Here is a 17,009-nt window from a genome sequence, read left to right as displayed (position 1 = left end):
GAAGTAGTGGCGGCACCGCCACGCATCAGGGGTTATGCAACTCGGCGGTGCCGCCGCTCGTCGCAGCCATGAGCTGCGGAGCGGACCAGCCAAAGGGGGGGCGACCGGCCCGGGGTCAGGCTAGCACCGGGTATCGGCGCAGCGCCGCATGGTAGGTAGCTAATCGGCTGCTGCAGACGGGACTTCGATTGGGTGTCCTGGCGGTCACGCGTTTCCCCTTCGTTTCGCGACGGGATGCCGACGCGGCGTCATATGCGCAGTGCGTCGCGCATCCAGGTCAGGAAGGCGGGGTAGTCGACCGTGTTGGACACCTGCATCGGCCGTCCGTGGGGTGTGCGGGACAGACGTGCATCAGGGTGTATTTCGATTCGTTCGGTGCGAAACGTAACGAATGGCAGCCCGAGCGTGGCGCTGAGAGCCAAGGGATGCCCCAACCAGGTCCGGGGTTCACGGACAAGCCATGCGCGCAGGTGGATCGCCAGCAGTTGCGCCCACCCCGGCGCGGTTGGCTGTTCGAACGTCGGAAGGAGTGGGAAACCCGGAGTGATCTGGGTGGCGTCGGAGTCGGTGTGCTCGCCTCGCACCAGACGCGGCGTGTGGAGTGCGCGCAACGCCAGCCCGGCGGAGACGGGATCGACACGGAAGTTGTGCGATACGGGCGTCTTGCCGTGGTGATGGTTGAGTGCCCCACCCAGCTGGGTGACCATCACGCGGTCGGCGATCTCCGGCAGGCGAGAGACAACAGCCGTGATATTGGACATCGGGCCGAGTCCGACCCACCGGATTCGGCGAGTGGTCTCGCAGAGTTCGACGATGGCGGCGATCATGCGATCGAGACCGCGGATACGTTCGAGGAAGTCCTCACTGAATGCTGGGGACCGGTGGTGGTTGTCGAGGAGAAATCGGTCCTCACCTCCTAGATCGAACCCGGCAATGACCCGGACGTCGGTACGGTCGAGCAGGTTCAGGGCGTGGCGGGCCAGCTGGGCGCGGCGGCCATGAGTTTCATCGGCGGTGACCACGACCAGATTCGGCACCACACGCGCCGCGATCGCTAATGCTATGAGGCCTCCTGGGCGCCACCCGATATCGGCATCGAGAATCACCAGGTCGTCGGCTGTCCCGAGGAATGGGGAGGTCCGGTGGCCAGATGCAGGTAGGCCGGGAATGGAAATTTCGAGGCTCCTTGCTTTGTGGGTTGTCGACCCCGGTGGTCATGGGATTGGTGTGCAAGGCAGGCGGAGTGCCCGGTGTGTGACTGCGGTCGTCAGGTCGGTGTAGTTGTCGCGCAGTTCGGCGAGCTGGTACCACGCCTTGTGCACGCTGGGATGAGAAGGCTCGATCGTCATGAGCAGGTGAAACGCGAGCACCTGTGTTTCAGCGAGGCGGTCGATCACCGTTCCCATCGACTCGGGATGCAGCGTCGATGCCGGATGCGGGGGAGGGAGATGGTTCGCGACCCACTCGTCTACCCTGCGGATCAAAGCGTTTCGGTGGCGGCGGTCCGCAGGTTCGTCCAGGTGAAGTTGGCGCCGGTGCATCCGGCCGAATTCACGGGCCAGCCCAGTCAGGGGATGGGCGGAGATACGGTGGCCCCGTACGGCGGATAGCAGTTCCTCGCAGGATGGGAACGGGGTCGTCGCACTCATCGCGGTGACGGTGTACATGGGTTCACCGCCGTACGGACGAATGCGACTGCAGGTGCAGCAGATGACGCGTGGTTGTGAGTACCGCGGTCCGCGACGGCAATGCCCTGGCGTGACTGGGCGGCGATACCCAATACCATTGGGTGAAGCTGTCACTCATCGGGAGCCATACCCGCTGTCCGGACATCATGATCCGTACTCCGGCAGTGTCGAACATATCTCGGGTTGCGCGGCCGAGACTGCGACCTATACCGGGGCCGACCAGGTAGACCCACTCTCGGTCGGGGCGGTGGAAGCTGATGATCGGCGCATGGATCGCGCGCGGTCCGTCGGTGAGTGCGCGGCGTACGTCGGCGCCCAGGGCGGCTGGCATCGCTACCGCTCCGAGTGAGTTGGATGCGATCAACGCGACTCGGTGGAAGATCAGTGACGCGTCGAATCCCATCGCACGATATACATGGGCAACCTCATGCGCGCTGTGGCACTGCTCGAACATTACGCCTCCAGCCGGTGACGGCCGCCGGTATCGACAGAGCGCAACATGTGAGATCGCGACGCCCGCCGCGCCTGCTTCGCTACTCTCCGTCCCCTGGCTGCTCCTGCGCTGAACATGATGACGAGAGCAATCGAAGCCTGCCGATCAGTCAGCGCCCGATGGTTTCTCATGCAGACCACCGCCCTGCCCCGTCACCGAACCGACGAAATGTGCGTCGTGTGGCGACTGCGGTTACTTCGCCGGGTGGGGGCTCTTGGGCCGCCAGGCCGCAGGCTTCGAGAACGGTCAAGCCCAGGTACCTGGCCAGCACGAGGTTGTCGGCGACGGATTCCGCGATCTGCATGGCCGCGGTGGCTTGTTCGGTCGAGAGCGTGCGGCCCGGCAGGAAACTGACTACCCACTGCTGGTCTCCGACGCTTCTTGCTTGATGCCCGCACCGGTCGCTGACCATCAGTGTCCGGTCGATGACTTGTATCGGCATGACTTCTCCCTGTCTGACACATGTGATCCGAACTAGTCGGATGTAGTGGCCGATGTCATGTCTGACGGTAGCTCTGACAAGTTGTCAGCACAACTGCCAGACCGGTATTTCAGGCGAGGGGTAGGATCGCTTCGACCCCAGGGAAGGAGCTGACGCGTGAAGTCACCGACGGTCGCCCGTTGGGAGTTGCTGCTTCGGATCAACCAGTGGAAGACCGCGCAGCAGATCGACGTCAAGACCGCCGCCAAGGCGCTGGGTATCACCACCAATCACTGGCACCAGCTCATGAGCGACCGGCGCGCCCTGACCGACGACAACTTCCACGCGCTCCTGAAACTGTTCGGCATCGCCGCTGCGGACAATGAGGAACGGCAACTACTCGAAGCCCTCCGTGCCGATGCCCGCGAGCGCGGCTGGTGGATGGATTACTCCGCCCTCTTCGACACCGAGACCCTCAGATTGTTCGGCCTCGAACATGGCGCGAAGGCCATTCAGAGTTATGAAGGGTTGATAGTCCCGGGTCTGCTACAGACCGTGGACTACGCCCGCGCGATCATGGACTCCGATATCGCCCGAATTCGCCCGGTCGACGCGGACCTGTACATCGACGCCCGGATGAAACGACAAGAACGATTAGCCGGCGAAGACCCACTGGAGCTGACCGCGCTGATTCATGAGGCGGCACTTCACCAGCTCACCGGTAGTCCTGAGGTGGTGGCCGGCCAGTTGCGTCACCTCAACGAGATGGCACGACGCGACACGATCGAGGTCAGAATCGTCCCCTTCACCGCTCCCAGGCGCCCGATCCTGTCGGGATCGCCGTTCCACATCATCCACTTCGCCAGCCCCATGCTGCCGTCCCTGGCATGGCACGAATCGGTCGCCACCCGGGGAATCATCGACGACGCATCCCGAGTCCGCGAACTGCGGATCCTGTTCGACCGCCAACTCGACCTGGCGCTGAGCCCAGAGGACTCCGCGGCCCTGATCCAGCAAGTGGCAGATAGGATAGCCTGATCAGTATGAGCACAGATAGGCCCGTCACCAGCAACAACGGTGATTTCTTCAAGTCGTCGTACTCCAACGACGGCCCCTCGTGCGTCGAGGTCAAGTTCCTTGGTGACTGCGTGCTCATCCGAGACAGCAAACAGAACAGCGACTACGCCGACGCGCCCGACACCCAGCCGACAATCGCGATCCCGACCGCCTGCTGGACCGCTTTTCTCGATCTCGCACTCAGCAGCCGGCCCGGCACAGTTGGCACCGCCGAGGTCAGTGTGAACGCGGATGGTTCCGCCGAGCTGGCCGCCGCCGACACCGCCTCGAGGATTGTCACGCTGCGCTACACCGCTGATGAATGGGAAGCCTTCGGCAAAGGTGTGGCCGATGGCGAATTCCGCCGCCCGTGAGCTGGTTCGCAAGGATGTAGTGGCTCACGAGGCGCATCTCGTTCCCAGTCACCCGGTGATAGTTGCGGTGGCAATGGAATAACCCTTGGAGTCGCGCCACAGTTGGTCCGGATGGGTCATGAACCACTGTTCGATCTCGCTGGTGATGTCGGCGAGGATCTGAACGCGGTGTGGCGAGTCGGGTGCGATGCCGCAGAAGGTGAACAGCGCCTCGGCAAAGGCGATCAGCGGTCCGGGTCGGTCGAAAACCAGCGCGTTGTCGTGGGTTTCGATCGTCGTGTTGCCGAAGATGTCCTGCATCATGTCGGGCAAGGTGTCGCTGGTTACGGTGTGGTTGATCATTCCGTCCGGAGGAGTGAGTCCGTAACTGCTTGCGTGCGCCGCGACGAGTTGGTGTGTGCGATGGCAGGTTCGGGCGTGGTTGACGGTTACAGCGATCGTTCCACCGGGTCGGGTGATCCGCCGGAACTCCGAGAGTGCGACGAGTGGGTCCGCGACGTGGTAGAGCATGTGCCGGGCGGTGCAAACGTCGACCTCGCCGTCCCGTAGCGGTAGATTTCTGGCCTCGCCGTGGAGCGCGGTGACACCGGCTACCGCCGCCGCGGCGGCGACCATGGTGAGTGAGGCATCCACGCCGACGAGACGACCGGTGTGGCCCGTTTCGCGTAGGTGTGCGAGGAAACGTGCGTCGCCGCAGCCGATATCGGCGAGGTCCTCGGTGCCGGTTAGGCCGAGGGCTGCGAGGACTTCGGCGACGGGGTCGTCGGGGTATTCGGAGTGGTGCTGGTGGGTGGCGATGCGGACCTGTAGCGGCGTGAGGTCTGCGTATTCGGTGTCCAGCGAGGGGGTGGTCATCGGTGTCCTGTTGGTTCGGTTACCGGTGGGTGCGGTGGAATGCCCAGGCGTCGGCGACGATGTCGGCGATGTCGGGTTTCTCCGGTTTCCATCCGAGTTCGCTGTGCGCCAAGTCCGAGGATGCGTACAGGGTGGCGGGGTCTCCGGGCCGCCGTGGGGCGTTCTCGACGTCGAATTGTGCTCCGGTGACTTCGCGTACGGCCTGTACGACTTGGAGGTTGGAGAAGCCGATACCGTTGCCGAGATTGTAGATATTGTGTTCGCCCGGCTCAATCGCGTCGAGTGCCAGCAGATGGGCGCGGGCGAGATCGGTGATGTGGATGTAGTCGCGGACGCAGGTGCCGTCGGCGGTGGGGTAGTCGTCGCCGAACAAGGAGAGCTTGTCGCGGTGGCCGAGTGCGGCGTCCAGGGCGAGGGGGATGAGGTGGGTTTCGGGGTCGTGTCGCTCGCCGATCATGATGCCGTCGTCGCAGGCGTGGGCGCCGGCGACGTTGAAGTAGCGCAGCGAGGTCGCGCCGAGGGCGCCTGTGCGGGTGTAGGACGCGATGGCGCGGTCGACGGCGAGTTTGGTGTCGCCGTAGGTGTTGACCGGGTTGGTGGGTGAGGTTTCGGTGAGGGGCAGTTCGGTCGGTTCGCCGTAGACGGCGGCGGTGGAGGAGAACACCAGTTTGCCGACCTCGGCGGCGCGCATGGCGTCGAGGAGGGCTAGCGAGGCACGGGTGTTGTTGTCCCAGTGCCATTCCGGATGTGCCATGGATTCGCCGGCGGCGATGAGGCCGGCGAAGTGCAGGACCGCGTCGAAACCGGCCTCAGCGGTGAGGACATCGGCGATGTCGTGGACGCGTAGCCGCGCGAAGACCACGCCGGAGGGGACCTGGCGATCGTCGTTGCGGGAGAGGTCGTCGACGATGACGACCTGGTGGCCGGCGTCGCGTGCCATGCGAGCGACGGTGGCGCCGACATAGCCCGCACCTCCGGTGACCAGCAGTTTCATACAACCTGCACTTTCATCGCCAATAGATGGTCGTGAATGTCCTGCTTGTGGCGGCGGAAGTAGTCTTCCGGGCTGGGCTGTATGTGGGTGCCGTCCCAGCCGGTGTATTCCGCCCACGCACGGTGCTTCACCGTAGCCAATGCCCGCGGGTCGCCTGTGACGAGCCATGCGTCAGCCATTGCCCGCGCCAACTGATGGGCCGCCTGGTGGTGACGGGCGACGATCCGCCCGCTGCTTGTCGTCGCGTACCGGCTGTAGTTGACCGCATCAGCTCGCCGTTGCCCGAATTCGGTATCGAAACGCGTCAGTGCCTCGGCGAGATAGGTCCAGAATCGGCCCGCGTCCATAGGAGGCTGCGACGGGTCACGGCGCCAGCGCAGTTCCGCGCGCATCCGGTCCGCGATCGGCCGCGGCATACGGTCGAAGTCGTGGTGCGCGTAGGCGCCGTCCAGCATCGCGGTGGCGCGCAGGATCTTCATGCACAGCCGGTTGGTCACGAGATGGTGCTGCGCAGTGTTTTCGCCGTTGAGCCACGGGCCGTGTAGCCCGCACCAGAAATATGCTTGCGTGTAGTAGAGCAGGATCTCGTAGGCGTCGCGGGCATCCAGCTCGACAGGGGTATGGCCTGGGAGACCGGTGTCGGTGAGTGCTATACCGAGGTTCTTGAAGTCGTAGCCGAGCGAGGTTTGGACGCGGCGGTAGCCGGACAGCGGAAGAACCATGAGATCGACAGTCGAAAAGTATTGTTCGGCCATCTCGACCAGCTCCGCTACCGGCATCGATGGCCGCTGTCCGGAGTGGACGTACAGGAAATCGATATCGGAGACCAGCACGTGCTGCTGCTTGTGCCGCACGAACGTCGGCTCGCCGCGGGCGAGGGAACCACCGACGATCAGCCAGTCGGCCGGTGGTACGCGGCGGCCGATCGATAGGAGGCGGTCCGCGATGTCGGTCGCCACATCGTCGAGTTCGGCGGAATCGGGGAGGCGCCGCACAATGCTGTGCTGTATACCGGTGGCCGGCATGATCAGTCCTCGCGGTCGATTACGGGCAAGGGCTGTACTGCCGAGGCTGTGACCGGCTTCTCGTCGTCTTTGTGGACGATGACGAGTGGGCAGTACTTGCCGCAGATCGTGCACGGTGCGCCGTCTTTGAGTCCTTCGCGGATGAACGCCTGGTCTGCCAGGTCCGGGTACAGCGCGAGCTCGGCCTGTTCGGCCCAGGAATTGCGGCGCCGGGACTGCCCCATCGCGCGCTGCCTGGTGGTCTCGGACTCCTTTCCGCGAGCCAACTCCAATGCAGTGATCGCGACCCGTGCGAACCGGATGGCTTCGGCGGTATCAGGTGCGGTCGGCATCGCGTAATGCTCGTTATGGGTGATGGAGGCGAACATGTCCCCGCCCCACTGGCCGGCGGCGAGGATACCGAGGGTATTGACGACTTGGTCGAGCGTGACGGCATTGTCGATCACCATGGGCCCGGCCAGCCAGAGCGGCGCACCGCCCAGGGCCTCCTTGTAGGCGGGGATGAGCTCGGGGATCAGATGGAGTGGGATGTGCCCACCGCTTTCACACAGCACCTGCACGCCGCCGCGCAGTATCTCGGCGCGTAGCTGGGCCAGCAGCCGCAGCTCCATCCACTTCAGTTCATCGTTGGCGGCGTCCGCAGTACAGGCAGACCGGAAGATGTCGCCGAGGTCGAGTACGACCTCGCGGCGTCGGCAGATCTCGATGATGCCGTCGAGGTGCTCGATCAAGGGGTTGTCGCAGTGCTGTATCCGCATGTAGCGGTCGATCAGTCCGCCGCCGCGCGAGGTGGTGGGCACGATTCGGGTCGATTTCTTCATCGCCTCGGATATCGCCGGGGTGATACCCATATGGACAAGCACGTAGTCGACCCCGGTTGCCAATCCTGCCTCGAATCGTTCGAGGAATTCCGCACGGCTCATGCGCCGGCGGGGGTCGGTGAACAGGTCATAGGTCAGGCAAGCCCCGAGTGGAACGCCCATGATCTCTTTGAGGTCGGTGCGTAGAGCGACACCCTCCGGGTTGGTCGTGAGGTCCATGACGGCATCGGGGCGTGCGGCGAGGATGACGCTCATCGTGTCGACGATGGCGTGCCGATCGGTGTCACGCGGCCCCAGCCCGATCAGGCCGCTGATCTTGGGCCTGGTGCCGGTGCCGACAAGGAGGGGTTTGAAGTTCTCCATATGCTTGCTGGCTTCGGACCGGAGAAAGACCATCGTGCCGTTGGCTACCGAGCGGGCGGCTTCGGCCGGGTTGATTCCTTCCTCTCGGCACGTTTCAGCGAACTGGGAATCTGTTTCCGGTGTGAGCATTACGGGCTCACCTCTCACTCGAATGGACCTCCTCGCCTCGGGTGAGGTCGGTGCCGGAAATGGTCAGCAGGTCACGACGCTCGGCCGTCGGCGACGAGGAGTCGCGTACTCGTGACCAGCGTCGTTGGTGAGACCGAAAGTAGACACCGCGGTCCTGTCCTAGTTCTGCTGTAGTTCTGCGTAGCGGTGTTACGCGGCAGCGTCGCCTGACCTGGCGTTGGCCCGCTTCATGGATTGCAGTCGGTCGCCAGGCCCTGGCGTGCGATTCCTGAACAAGGATGAGCGGCCGGTGTCAATGCAGGGGCCAACGAGGCGAATCGGATACGGGAGAGCCTATTCCAGGGAAAGCGCGTAGACAGCTCGATCTCGGCCTGGGCCTTTGAAGTCGTTGGTGACGGAGACCCCATCGATCTCCCTGTCGCCCTCGAGGTTCTCGAACCCTAGTGCGATCCAACTGGAGTGTGCTGCGCGGTTTTCGGGTTCAGACGTCAAGTACAGTCGCGTGCAACCCCATCCCGCAGCTCGCGATCGCACTGCGCCGAGAAGCGTTCGTGCGATGTTGCGGCGGCGGTAGTGCGGATGAACCATTACGTCCTGTACGTACACGTCGGCGGGTTCGTCCTGGCTTCGGAAGGCGATGACTGCGCCGGCGAGTGTGTTCTCCTCGTCGACTGCCACGGGGCAGGTGGTGGAAAACAGCGTCGCATACAGCCAGTAGTCCGACAGGGTGCGCGCGCTGATGTAGGGCTCCCCGAGCTGCATGAGCTGTCGGACTTCGCCGATGTGTTCTGGCTGCAGCGGCGTGATGATCACGAATGCTCCTTGGCGCGGATCTTACGGGCAAGGGTGGCCAGCTGGCCGGCAGTATCGGCCGGTGCTACGGCGTCGGCAATGCTGCGACCGATTATGGCTATGTCCCATTCGTCACTACTCAGTGCGTCGTCGCCGGGGCTGAAGCCGCCGGAGACCGCGACGGGCAGTTGGCTGTATCTGCGGACCGCGGCGGCGGTGGCCAGGGGGTGATTGCTGCCGACACCGAGGTCGATATTGGTGGTGACTACGAAACCGTCGATGCCGGTGCGTTCCATATCGCGCAGCCAGGCGGGCGTGGCGTGCTCGGGTGTGGCATCGAGGGTGAGTGCAACACCGAGGCGCCGGGCTGCTGCGACCGCGGTAGAAACACTGGCCATCGATGCAGGACCGATCAAGAGGATGACATCAGCGCCGGCTTCAGCGGCGAGTTCGACCTGGTCCCGGCCCCAGTCTGCGGACATCATCTCAGCTACGACGGCGGTGTCCGGCGCGCACTGCTTGATCGCTTCGATTGCCGCGATGCCCTCCCGTTTGATCAGCGGGTCACCGACCTCGATAAAATCTACGTCGGCCTCGACGGCCACGTAGGCTATCTCGGTTGCCCGGTCGAGCGAATGAACATCGAGGGCCACCTGGAGCGAGCGCCTGCCGCGGCGCCGTCGATACCACTCCTGGATGCTGGGTGTTCCGGACTCATGTCGCCGTCGGACCGCTTCGGCTTCGCGCGCCACGAGCCAATGAGAGGACTCCTGACCACAGCGGACCAGGGCTTGCTCACGTTCGGGTGGCAATGTGATCCAGCCGGACCGAACTTCTTTGAGAAGCCCGATCAGACCGGTGTTTTCCCGGACTTGTAGATCCCGAGTGGTTGTGCCGCTGAGCATATGTATTCGGGTGATGAGCTTCGCTACGTGCACGGGGGGTCTGAGCCAGCTCTTATCAGTGGAGATGATGGCGAGGACTTGGTCCGTGAACGCTGGATCAGGCACCGGGTTCTGTCGCGCCGCGGTGATCGACTGGAGTGCTTGCTCGCGCACATGCCAGTTGTTGTCGGTGAGCATTAACCGAAGGACACGCTGGCAAGCGGCGGTGTCGAGGGCGCTGATCGCCCTGGCGAGGCCTGCTCGCACTTTGTAGTCGTAATCACCTGCGAGTTGCTCGATGAGGGAGTTCACCTGTGGAGGGCTGAGCGTGCCGCGTCCTGGCAATGATTCGGCGAGGGCCGCGCGTACACGCCAGTCGAGATTACGAACGAGTTGCTGCAGTAGATCGAATGGGTCGTGGCCCGCATTCGTGAACAGGTCGAAGTAGCGGGCGAGGAAGGCCGCTTCAGCAGGGCTGTCGAGGTCGATGCAGCTGACGATTCGAGTGCTGATCTCTACATTAAGGGCATCCTCGACATGTTTGGCGATGGAAGGCCAGAGCTGCGAGCCGTGAGTGCGTAGTTGTTCGACCACCCAGGGCGCGTGCTGATCGCCGAGGATTTCCGGGAGGTTCGGTGTGGCCAGCACCGCTTTGGTCAGTGCCTGCGACTGTGTACAGCGGTGGGCGGAGGAACGAATAGCATCTTCTGCCAGTACGCCGTTGGTTGCCATGGTTTCGAGCAACATCGGGAGCGCTACGTCCATCGTGATCGATGGCGCCAAGGCGATCACCTCGATGAGGTGGTGCGCGCGGGAATCGAGTGCACACACCACAAAATCGAACACATTGCGCGCCGCGGCGGACTGCGATGCGCGAACGGCCAGTTCGTTGAATGCGATGACGGTCGCGGCAGACCTCCCGGTCTCTGCTAACCGGTCCGAAATCCAGGTAGCAAGGAAGTAAGCACGGAAGATGTCGTGGGCGAAACGCGCACCTCCGTCGGAGGCCCGCTCCACGAAAAGAGGAGTCGGCTGCGGGGGCTCGGCGCGGTAATTGGTCTTCTGTGAAGGGGTGGTCAGAGACGGCGGAATCGCGTTCGGATCCAGTGCACGGGCTACCTGTATGAGGCTCTCGATGGTTGGCTCGATGGGTTGGGCGTTGCGGCCGAGAATAGTCCGCACGCAATGGTCGACAAGGCGAAACCCATTCGCCGGACCATTGCGAATTCCCTCCTGGAGGGGTTCTCCGGCGCTGTGAAGCAACTGCGAATACAGCGGGATAGATGCCAGGGATTGCAGCGGCCCCGGTAGGCGCGAGAACGGTATTTGGCTGTTGCGGCGCGTGCCGTCCCACCATTCGCGTGTCTCGGTCATCGTCCAGGGTGCAAGTGTGTACGAAGCCGTTGGTGACGCACTGATCTGTCTGAATGTAGAGGCCGCCAGGATCGGAAAAGGGGAGAGGTCGAGCTCGGGCGGTGTCCGGACGACGAGGACAAACCGAAGGTGATGGGAGTCTGTTTGGCGCAATATGCCATCGACTTGCCGACCGACGAAGGAAAGATGCTCCTCCGACGAAATGCCATCGATAACAACAACGCACGGAGATGCGAGCGCGCCTACGACACGCTCCAGAGTGAGTAACGCATCATCACCGCTCGATAACGAGGAATACCGCAGAACTTCGGTAGCCAGATCCGTAGTGGGCAGAACCCACGTCTGGCAAAGGTGAAGTTGGAAATCCACCGTTTCCCGGCATTCGCGGACCAAGTGTTGAGAGAGGCAGGTCTTTCCGCTACCCACACCGCCCGCGATGACGAATACCCTTGCCGTTGAGGCGAGGAACTGGCGAAACCTCCCGACTGCTGCATCATCGACCCGATACGGTACCTCCATGAGGACCGGCGTCGCTGTATCGAGGAGAGCCGCCGTTCGCCGCCTGGACCGGAGTCCGAAGTCAGGCCCGCTGGTCGCTGACTGATTCGGAATCGGTCCTGTTCCAAGGGGAGTGTCTTCCGCTTCGTGCTGAAGGATGAACTCGAACCTGGCTACTACGTCCGGGCCAGATCGGGCGAGTTCAGTATCGAGAATCTGCTGAGTCTCATACCGTAGCTTGGCTTCGATTCCGCGCCGTTCCCAGTTGGAGACCGCTGCATCGTTCACACCCAGGTGAGCAGCGAACTCGCGAACGCTCATCCTTGTGGCCTCACGCAAGGCGCGGGCTTCGTATCCCGTCCAGCGGGCCACCACTGACGCCATAGGCCCCGTTCATCCCCCTTATCGGTCGCCATCGAGACTGTCCGTCGAAACTCGGTCGAACACGAGAGTAGGACAAGTCTAGGGCAGCGGCTCATGTTCGCGAATCCTGTGCTCTGCCAGCCTGAATCTGCCTCAGCCGAACGTCGAACACCACAGCATTCCAGCCCTCCCGACGACGGCGGCGCCACGTGTACCGCAGGGGGACACGTGCATTCGATTTCTATGTATCCCTTGGAGTGTTTGTGAAGAGGTCTCTTGCCCGTCCAGCACAGACCCCATCCGGAGAATCGGGGACTGCGCAGGGCTCGCCGATGGCGCCGGACGGCCGGGCGGTGCCGCTATGGGGTGCGGCGTTCGCTGCCGATCCGGACCGCTTCTACCAGCAGACGCGGAAGCAGTTCGGACCGTTGGTCCCGGTCACGCTGGCCGATGATGTGCCGGTCACGTTGGTGACGGGCTACGGCAAGGCATTGGAGGTCCTGCGCGATGAGTTCTACTCCGCCGACCCGCGGGTCTGGCAGAAAGGTGTGCCAGGTGAATGTCCGGTGCGTCCGGGCTTGGAGTGGCGGCCGACCGCGGCACGCAGCTCTGGCGCCGATCATGACCGGTACCGGCGCGTGGTCGTCGATGTTCTGAGCGGGGTGAACCTGCACATGGTGCAGGCCCAGGTGGAACGCGTCGCGGTCGGCCTGATCAACCTGTTTTGTGACCGCGGGCAGGCTGATCTGCGCTCCGAATACGGTGTGCCGCTGGTGTACACGGCGCTGGGCCAGATCGCCGGGGTGCCCGAGGACGCGAATGCGCAGCTGTATCAGGCAGTGACCGAGCACCTGACCGCAGATGATGCCCAGGTCGCAGTGCAGGGATACGACCTGGCCACGGCGGTGCTGGCCGAGGTGGTGCGTCAGAAGAAGGCCGCACCGGCCGAGGACATAGCGACATGGCTTATGCAGCATCCGGCCGGCTTGACCGACGACGAGGTCGTACACCAGTTGGCGGAGTTCTACCTCTCCGGGGCTGAGCCGACCGTGTCGTTGCTGGTGAATACGTTGCGGCTGTTCCTCACCGACGACCGCTTTACCGGTGATGTCCTCGGCGGGGCGCTCGGGGCCCGCGAAGCGGTCGAGGAGACGTTGTTCCTCGACCCGCCGGTGGCGAACGGATGCGTGCGGTATCCGACCGCGCCACGGCTGGACGGAGTGTGGCTGCCTGCGCATCAACCGGTGGTCATCGGCATTCGAGCGGCCAACGCGGATCCGGCCATTCAGGCCGCCGAACGCCACGGTAACCGCGCGCATCTGGCGTGGGGCGCGGGCGCACATCAATGCCCGTCCAGTGTTCTCGCGCTGCTCATCGCCACTACCGGACTCGAACAGCTGCTTGATGCGCTGCCGGTGATGAAGCTGGCGATTCCCGCCGAGCAGCTCAGTTGGTTTCCGACCCCGTTCCTGCGTGCGCTTTCCGCGCTTCCCGCGACGTTCCTCCCCGCGCCGCCGCTGCACCTTTCGTAAGGACCATCCCGTGCAATCCCATTCGCTGCACACCAGTGCACCGCAAATCACCGCCTCTCAGTCGTATCCCTCGATCGAGAGTTTCGGGCCCCGCTACCGCATGTACGACCAGGCGTTCGCCCAAGACCCTCACGCGGTCTACCAGCGGATGCGTGCCGGTGCCAGACCGATGGTGCCGGTGCTGCTGGCCGAGGACGTGCCGGCAACTCTGGTCATCGGCTACGACACGGCGAAACGGGTCCTCAACGACGATGACCGGTTCCCGGCCGACCCGCGGACGTGGCAGAAGACGCTGCCGACCCGGCATCGGTTGCGGCCGATGATGGAATGGCGCCCCAACACGCTCCGCGCGGCCGGCGACGAGCACGGCCGATACCGGAAAGCGCTGAATCGCGGATTGACGGTGGTCGACCTGCACTACGTGCGCGCGGCCGCCGAACGCACAGCGATCTCGCTGATCAACAGCTTCTGCCGGGACGCGAGCGCGGACCTGGTCAGTCAGTACTTCTCGCCTCTCTTCACGTCCGTCCTGACCAGCGACATCATGGGCTGCCCGCCCGAGTTGCTCGGCGATGTCCTGACCGCGACCGCGGCGATGTTCGACACCGACGCCACCGTCGATGTCGAGGCGATGCTGGGCAGTGCGCTCGGCGCGCTCATGGCCTCGAAAAACGGGTGCCCGGCGCACACCGATGTCACGGCCAATCTCGTGCACACCGCCACCGACCTGGCGCACGAGGAGAAACTGCACCAGCTGGTGACGCTGCTGACCGCAGGTATCGAGGTGCCGCGTAACCACGCCGCCAACACGACCCTGCTGATGCTCACCAACGACCGCTACCGCCACAACGAGGCAGGCTTCGCCCCACCGGTCGAGGACGCGATGGTCGAAAACCTGACCACCGACCCGCCGATGGCGAACTACGCCCCCCGCTATCCCCGGGCCCGCACCCTGCTCGACGGTATATGGCTGCCCGCGCACCAGCCCGTGCTGATCAGCATGGCCGCCTGCAACAACGATCCCACAATTCGCCGGACCAACGACAGCGACTGGGATTACGGCGGCGGCAACGGCTGGCACTTGGGCCACGGAGCCGGTCGGCACCGCTGCCCGGAGATGACCCGCCGATCCTCGGACCTGATAGTCGGCGCGGCCATCGGCCAACTCTTCGACGCGTTGCCCGATATGCAGCTGGCCATCCCGCGCGAGCAACTCACCTGGCGCCCGGGGCCCTTCCACCGTTCACTCACCGCGCTGCCGGTCGCGTTCCCACCAGCAGAGCCTTTGCTCATCCCGTAGCCGCACGTCCGCCTGTACCTCGGCACCAGTTCGAATGATCCGCTCGATTGAGCACTACCGAAATGAGTTGTGCACCATGACAACAACACTCGACCAGATCAGCCCCATCGGATACCAGGGCGACGACCCCACCGTGGCCGCTCTGCGCGACTCGATCTACGGCCCGTACCTGGCGACCTACCGTAAAGCGCGCGAGCTGATCATGCGGCTCGGCGACGTCCCCCAGGATCACCTGCCCTACGCGCTGGAAGCCGGAATCGCCCCGGACCTGCTGCGCAGCGTGCTGTCCGAGGTCGGTGTCCCTGCACGCGAGATCACTGCCGATACCCACCTGCGGGGTGCGCTGGGCGACTGGGCCGCGGTCGCCGCCCCGCACTTGCTGACGGTGTGGACCGGGCATTTCGACCTCGCGATCGGCGCGATCGCGACCCACGGCACCGGCGCCCCCTACCAGCAGCAGTGCCTCGCCGACCTCGACACCGGCGCAGCCGTCGGTGTCCTGGCCCTGACCGAGCTCGGCGGCACCAACGGTGCCGACCAGCAGATGCAGGCGGTCTGGGATCGCGACGCGGACGGATTCTGGCTGTCCAGCCCCACGATCGGGTCGGTGAAAGGCCCGCCGAATATCGCCGACAACACTGTCCCGAAGATCGTGGTGTTCAGTGCGCGCCTGATTTTCGAGGGCCGCGACGAGGGCGTGTTCCTGTTCCTGTCCCGCCTGCGCACGGTCGAAGAAGGGTTGGCCGACGGTGTCGAGGTGGGCGAGATGTCCAGCAAACTCGGCGCCGCGATGGACCATGGCTGGGCCCTGGCCGACCGGCTGTTCGTCCCTCGCGAGGGGTTCCTCGGCGGGGAGTGGGCCACGATCACCGACGACGGCGAGTTCCGCTGCGATGAAGCCGATGCGCGGTGGCGCTGCCATCGCTCCATCAGCCCACTCGTCGGTGGCCGTCTCGATCTGGCCACCGCCAATATCGCCGCCGCCCGCGCGGGAGTCGCCGGACTGGTCAACTACAGCAAGCAGCGGCCTCACGGTCACAGTGACGTCCTGCAACGCGACCTCGTCACCTCCGCCGCACACGCCTACGCGGGCAGCGTGCTGGGCCGGCTGGTCCGCGACCTGTCCACGGACCCCGGCCAGCAGGAGCGATTGCCGCTGTGGATGACGGTGGTCAAACCGGTCCTGACCACGATCGCGGAGAAAGCGCTGCGCACGTGTAGCGCGCGTGGGGGTGCCCAGGGGCAGCTACGCTGCAACTACTACCCCGACTGGAACGCCAACGCTCGCGGCTCCACAACCGCCGAAGGCGACAACCAAGTCCTGGAGAAATCCGCCGGACGCACCCACCAAGCCCTGTCGACGCTGATCCTGCCCGGAACCCCGACCGTGCGACCGTGGTGGCTCGACATGATCATCACCCGCGAGACGATCCTGGCCACCGACCTCTACACCGCCACAGGAATCGATCAGGCCGGCGAAAACTACGAACCCGACGGCACCGCGCTGGGCATTGACTCGATCAGGGCCGACCTCGCCCGCACCACCGGTGCCAGGCTCATGGCAACTGCTGCCCTGATCGTCGCGGAGGAGGCTACCGACCCGACCGCCGCGACCGTGGCCCGAGCATGTGCGGCGGTGGTCGCGCTCACCTACCTCGACCGGCACAGCGGTTGGTACAACGCCCACCGCCAGCAGGCCCCGGACCTGGCAGAGGAGATCCACGACGAACTGCGACACAACCGCGTCATTGTCACCGCCAACCAGATCCTCCTTGCCGCCGCCTTCGATATCCCCGAACTTCCGGACGCCCCGATGTTCGCCCCCGACTACCTACAGGCATGGAGTGACCGCGCCGGCTGGGACAAGGCAAAGCTCGCGAACCGATGAACACGGTGCCGTACCGTGTGCGTGCCGGAATCGCCGATCGTGATCGGTGGCGGTCCTGGCATGCAGATTGCGCGGAGGGGGAGCCGTCATTCGCCTGCTACGAGGAGGCGGATTTCGTCCGTCGGCTGCACGGCGGCCACGGTGCGGCATGCGTGCGAT

The 17,009-nt window shown here is 64.4% G+C and carries 15 protein-coding genes; 5 read left to right on the top strand and 10 right to left on the bottom strand.

The annotated features are described in order from the left end of the window. Nucleotides 1-248 precede the first annotated feature (248 nt). From NS6_RS18545 to NS6_RS18530, 4 genes are all read right to left on the bottom strand, one after another. Complete coding sequence (locus NS6_RS18545; protein ID WP_051132900.1) at nt 249-1,106, bottom strand: nucleoside hydrolase; 858 nt, start codon at nt 1,104-1,106, stop codon at nt 249-251. 108 nt (nt 1,107-1,214) lie between these two features. Continuing rightward, nucleotides 1,215-1,667, bottom strand: a complete 453-nt coding sequence (locus tag NS6_RS18540) for a DUF4254 domain-containing protein (RefSeq protein ID WP_083874090.1) — start codon at nt 1,665-1,667, stop codon at nt 1,215-1,217. Nucleotides 1,668-1,671: 4 nt separating this feature from the next. Then, on the bottom strand, nt 1,672-2,019 hold the full coding sequence (locus NS6_RS18535; protein WP_157112826.1) for a hypothetical protein: 348 nt from the start codon (nt 2,017-2,019) through the stop codon (nt 1,672-1,674). A gap of 289 nt (nt 2,020-2,308) precedes the next feature. Beyond that, entirely contained in the window at nt 2,309-2,623 is a 315-nt protein-coding gene (locus NS6_RS18530) for a hypothetical protein (protein WP_040789264.1), read from the bottom strand. Between the two features lie 156 nt (nt 2,624-2,779). Here NS6_RS18530 and NS6_RS18525 point away from each other — a divergent pair, with 156 nt between their 5' ends. Both NS6_RS18525 and NS6_RS18520 read left to right on the top strand, forming a co-directional pair. Next, nucleotides 2,780-3,640: a DUF5753 domain-containing protein gene (locus NS6_RS18525; protein ID WP_040789266.1), complete on the top strand. Its 861-nt coding sequence runs from the start codon at nt 2,780-2,782 to the stop codon at nt 3,638-3,640. 5 nt (nt 3,641-3,645) lie between these two features. Continuing rightward, nucleotides 3,646-4,032: a DUF397 domain-containing protein gene (locus NS6_RS18520; protein ID WP_040789268.1), complete on the top strand. Its 387-nt coding sequence runs from the start codon at nt 3,646-3,648 to the stop codon at nt 4,030-4,032. Nucleotides 4,033-4,080: 48 nt separating this feature from the next. Here NS6_RS18520 and NS6_RS18515 read toward each other — a convergent pair whose 3' ends face one another. The 6 genes from NS6_RS18515 to NS6_RS18490 all read right to left on the bottom strand — a co-directional run bounded on the left by NS6_RS18515 (nt 4,081) and on the right by NS6_RS18490 (nt 12,088). Then, a complete protein-coding gene (locus tag NS6_RS18515; protein WP_040789270.1) occupies nt 4,081-4,887 on the bottom strand; it encodes a class I SAM-dependent methyltransferase in 807 nt (268 codons plus the stop codon). Nucleotides 4,888-4,906: 19 nt separating this feature from the next. Beyond that, nucleotides 4,907-5,881 (bottom strand): UDP-glucose 4-epimerase GalE, encoded by a 975-nt coding sequence (gene galE, locus NS6_RS18510; RefSeq protein WP_040789272.1) that lies wholly within the window; start codon nt 5,879-5,881, stop codon nt 4,907-4,909. Continuing rightward, nucleotides 5,878-6,906 (bottom strand): nucleotidyltransferase family protein, encoded by a 1,029-nt coding sequence (locus NS6_RS18505; RefSeq protein ID WP_040789274.1) that lies wholly within the window; start codon nt 6,904-6,906, stop codon nt 5,878-5,880. Before NS6_RS18505 ends, galE begins: the two co-directional genes overlap by 4 nt. A gap of 2 nt (nt 6,907-6,908) precedes the next feature. Then, entirely contained in the window at nt 6,909-8,219 is a 1,311-nt protein-coding gene (locus tag NS6_RS18500; protein WP_040789276.1) for a phosphomethylpyrimidine synthase ThiC, read from the bottom strand. Between the two features lie 333 nt (nt 8,220-8,552). Continuing rightward, complete coding sequence (locus NS6_RS18495) at nt 8,553-9,032, bottom strand: GNAT family N-acetyltransferase (protein ID WP_040789278.1); 480 nt, start codon at nt 9,030-9,032, stop codon at nt 8,553-8,555. Next, nucleotides 9,029-12,088, bottom strand: coding sequence for an orotidine 5'-phosphate decarboxylase / HUMPS family protein (locus NS6_RS18490; RefSeq protein ID WP_157224087.1), 3,060 nt, complete (start codon nt 12,086-12,088; stop codon nt 9,029-9,031). The genes NS6_RS18495 and NS6_RS18490 overlap by 4 nt, the downstream gene beginning before the upstream one ends. A gap of 374 nt (nt 12,089-12,462) precedes the next feature. On the opposite strand from NS6_RS18490, the gene NS6_RS18485 reads away from it, so the two are divergent. The 3 genes from NS6_RS18485 (at nt 12,463) to NS6_RS18475 (ending at nt 16,850) form a co-directional block, all read left to right on the top strand. Next, nucleotides 12,463-13,662: a cytochrome P450 family protein gene (locus tag NS6_RS18485; RefSeq protein WP_040789283.1), complete on the top strand. Its 1,200-nt coding sequence runs from the start codon at nt 12,463-12,465 to the stop codon at nt 13,660-13,662. A gap of 10 nt (nt 13,663-13,672) precedes the next feature. Further along, nucleotides 13,673-14,962, top strand: a complete 1,290-nt coding sequence (locus NS6_RS18480; protein ID WP_245550822.1) for a cytochrome P450 family protein — start codon at nt 13,673-13,675, stop codon at nt 14,960-14,962. 76 nt (nt 14,963-15,038) lie between these two features. Then, nucleotides 15,039-16,850: an acyl-CoA dehydrogenase family protein gene (locus tag NS6_RS18475; RefSeq protein WP_040789285.1), complete on the top strand. Its 1,812-nt coding sequence runs from the start codon at nt 15,039-15,041 to the stop codon at nt 16,848-16,850. Nucleotides 16,851-17,009: the final 159 nt, after the last annotated feature.

The sequence above is a fragment of the Nocardia speluncae NBRC 108251 genome (assembly GCF_001613245.1).
Classification (GTDB): domain Bacteria; phylum Actinomycetota; class Actinomycetes; order Mycobacteriales; family Mycobacteriaceae; genus Nocardia; species Nocardia speluncae.
Note: the sequence above shows the minus strand (reverse complement) of the source record. Positions and strands in the feature narration are given on the sequence as shown.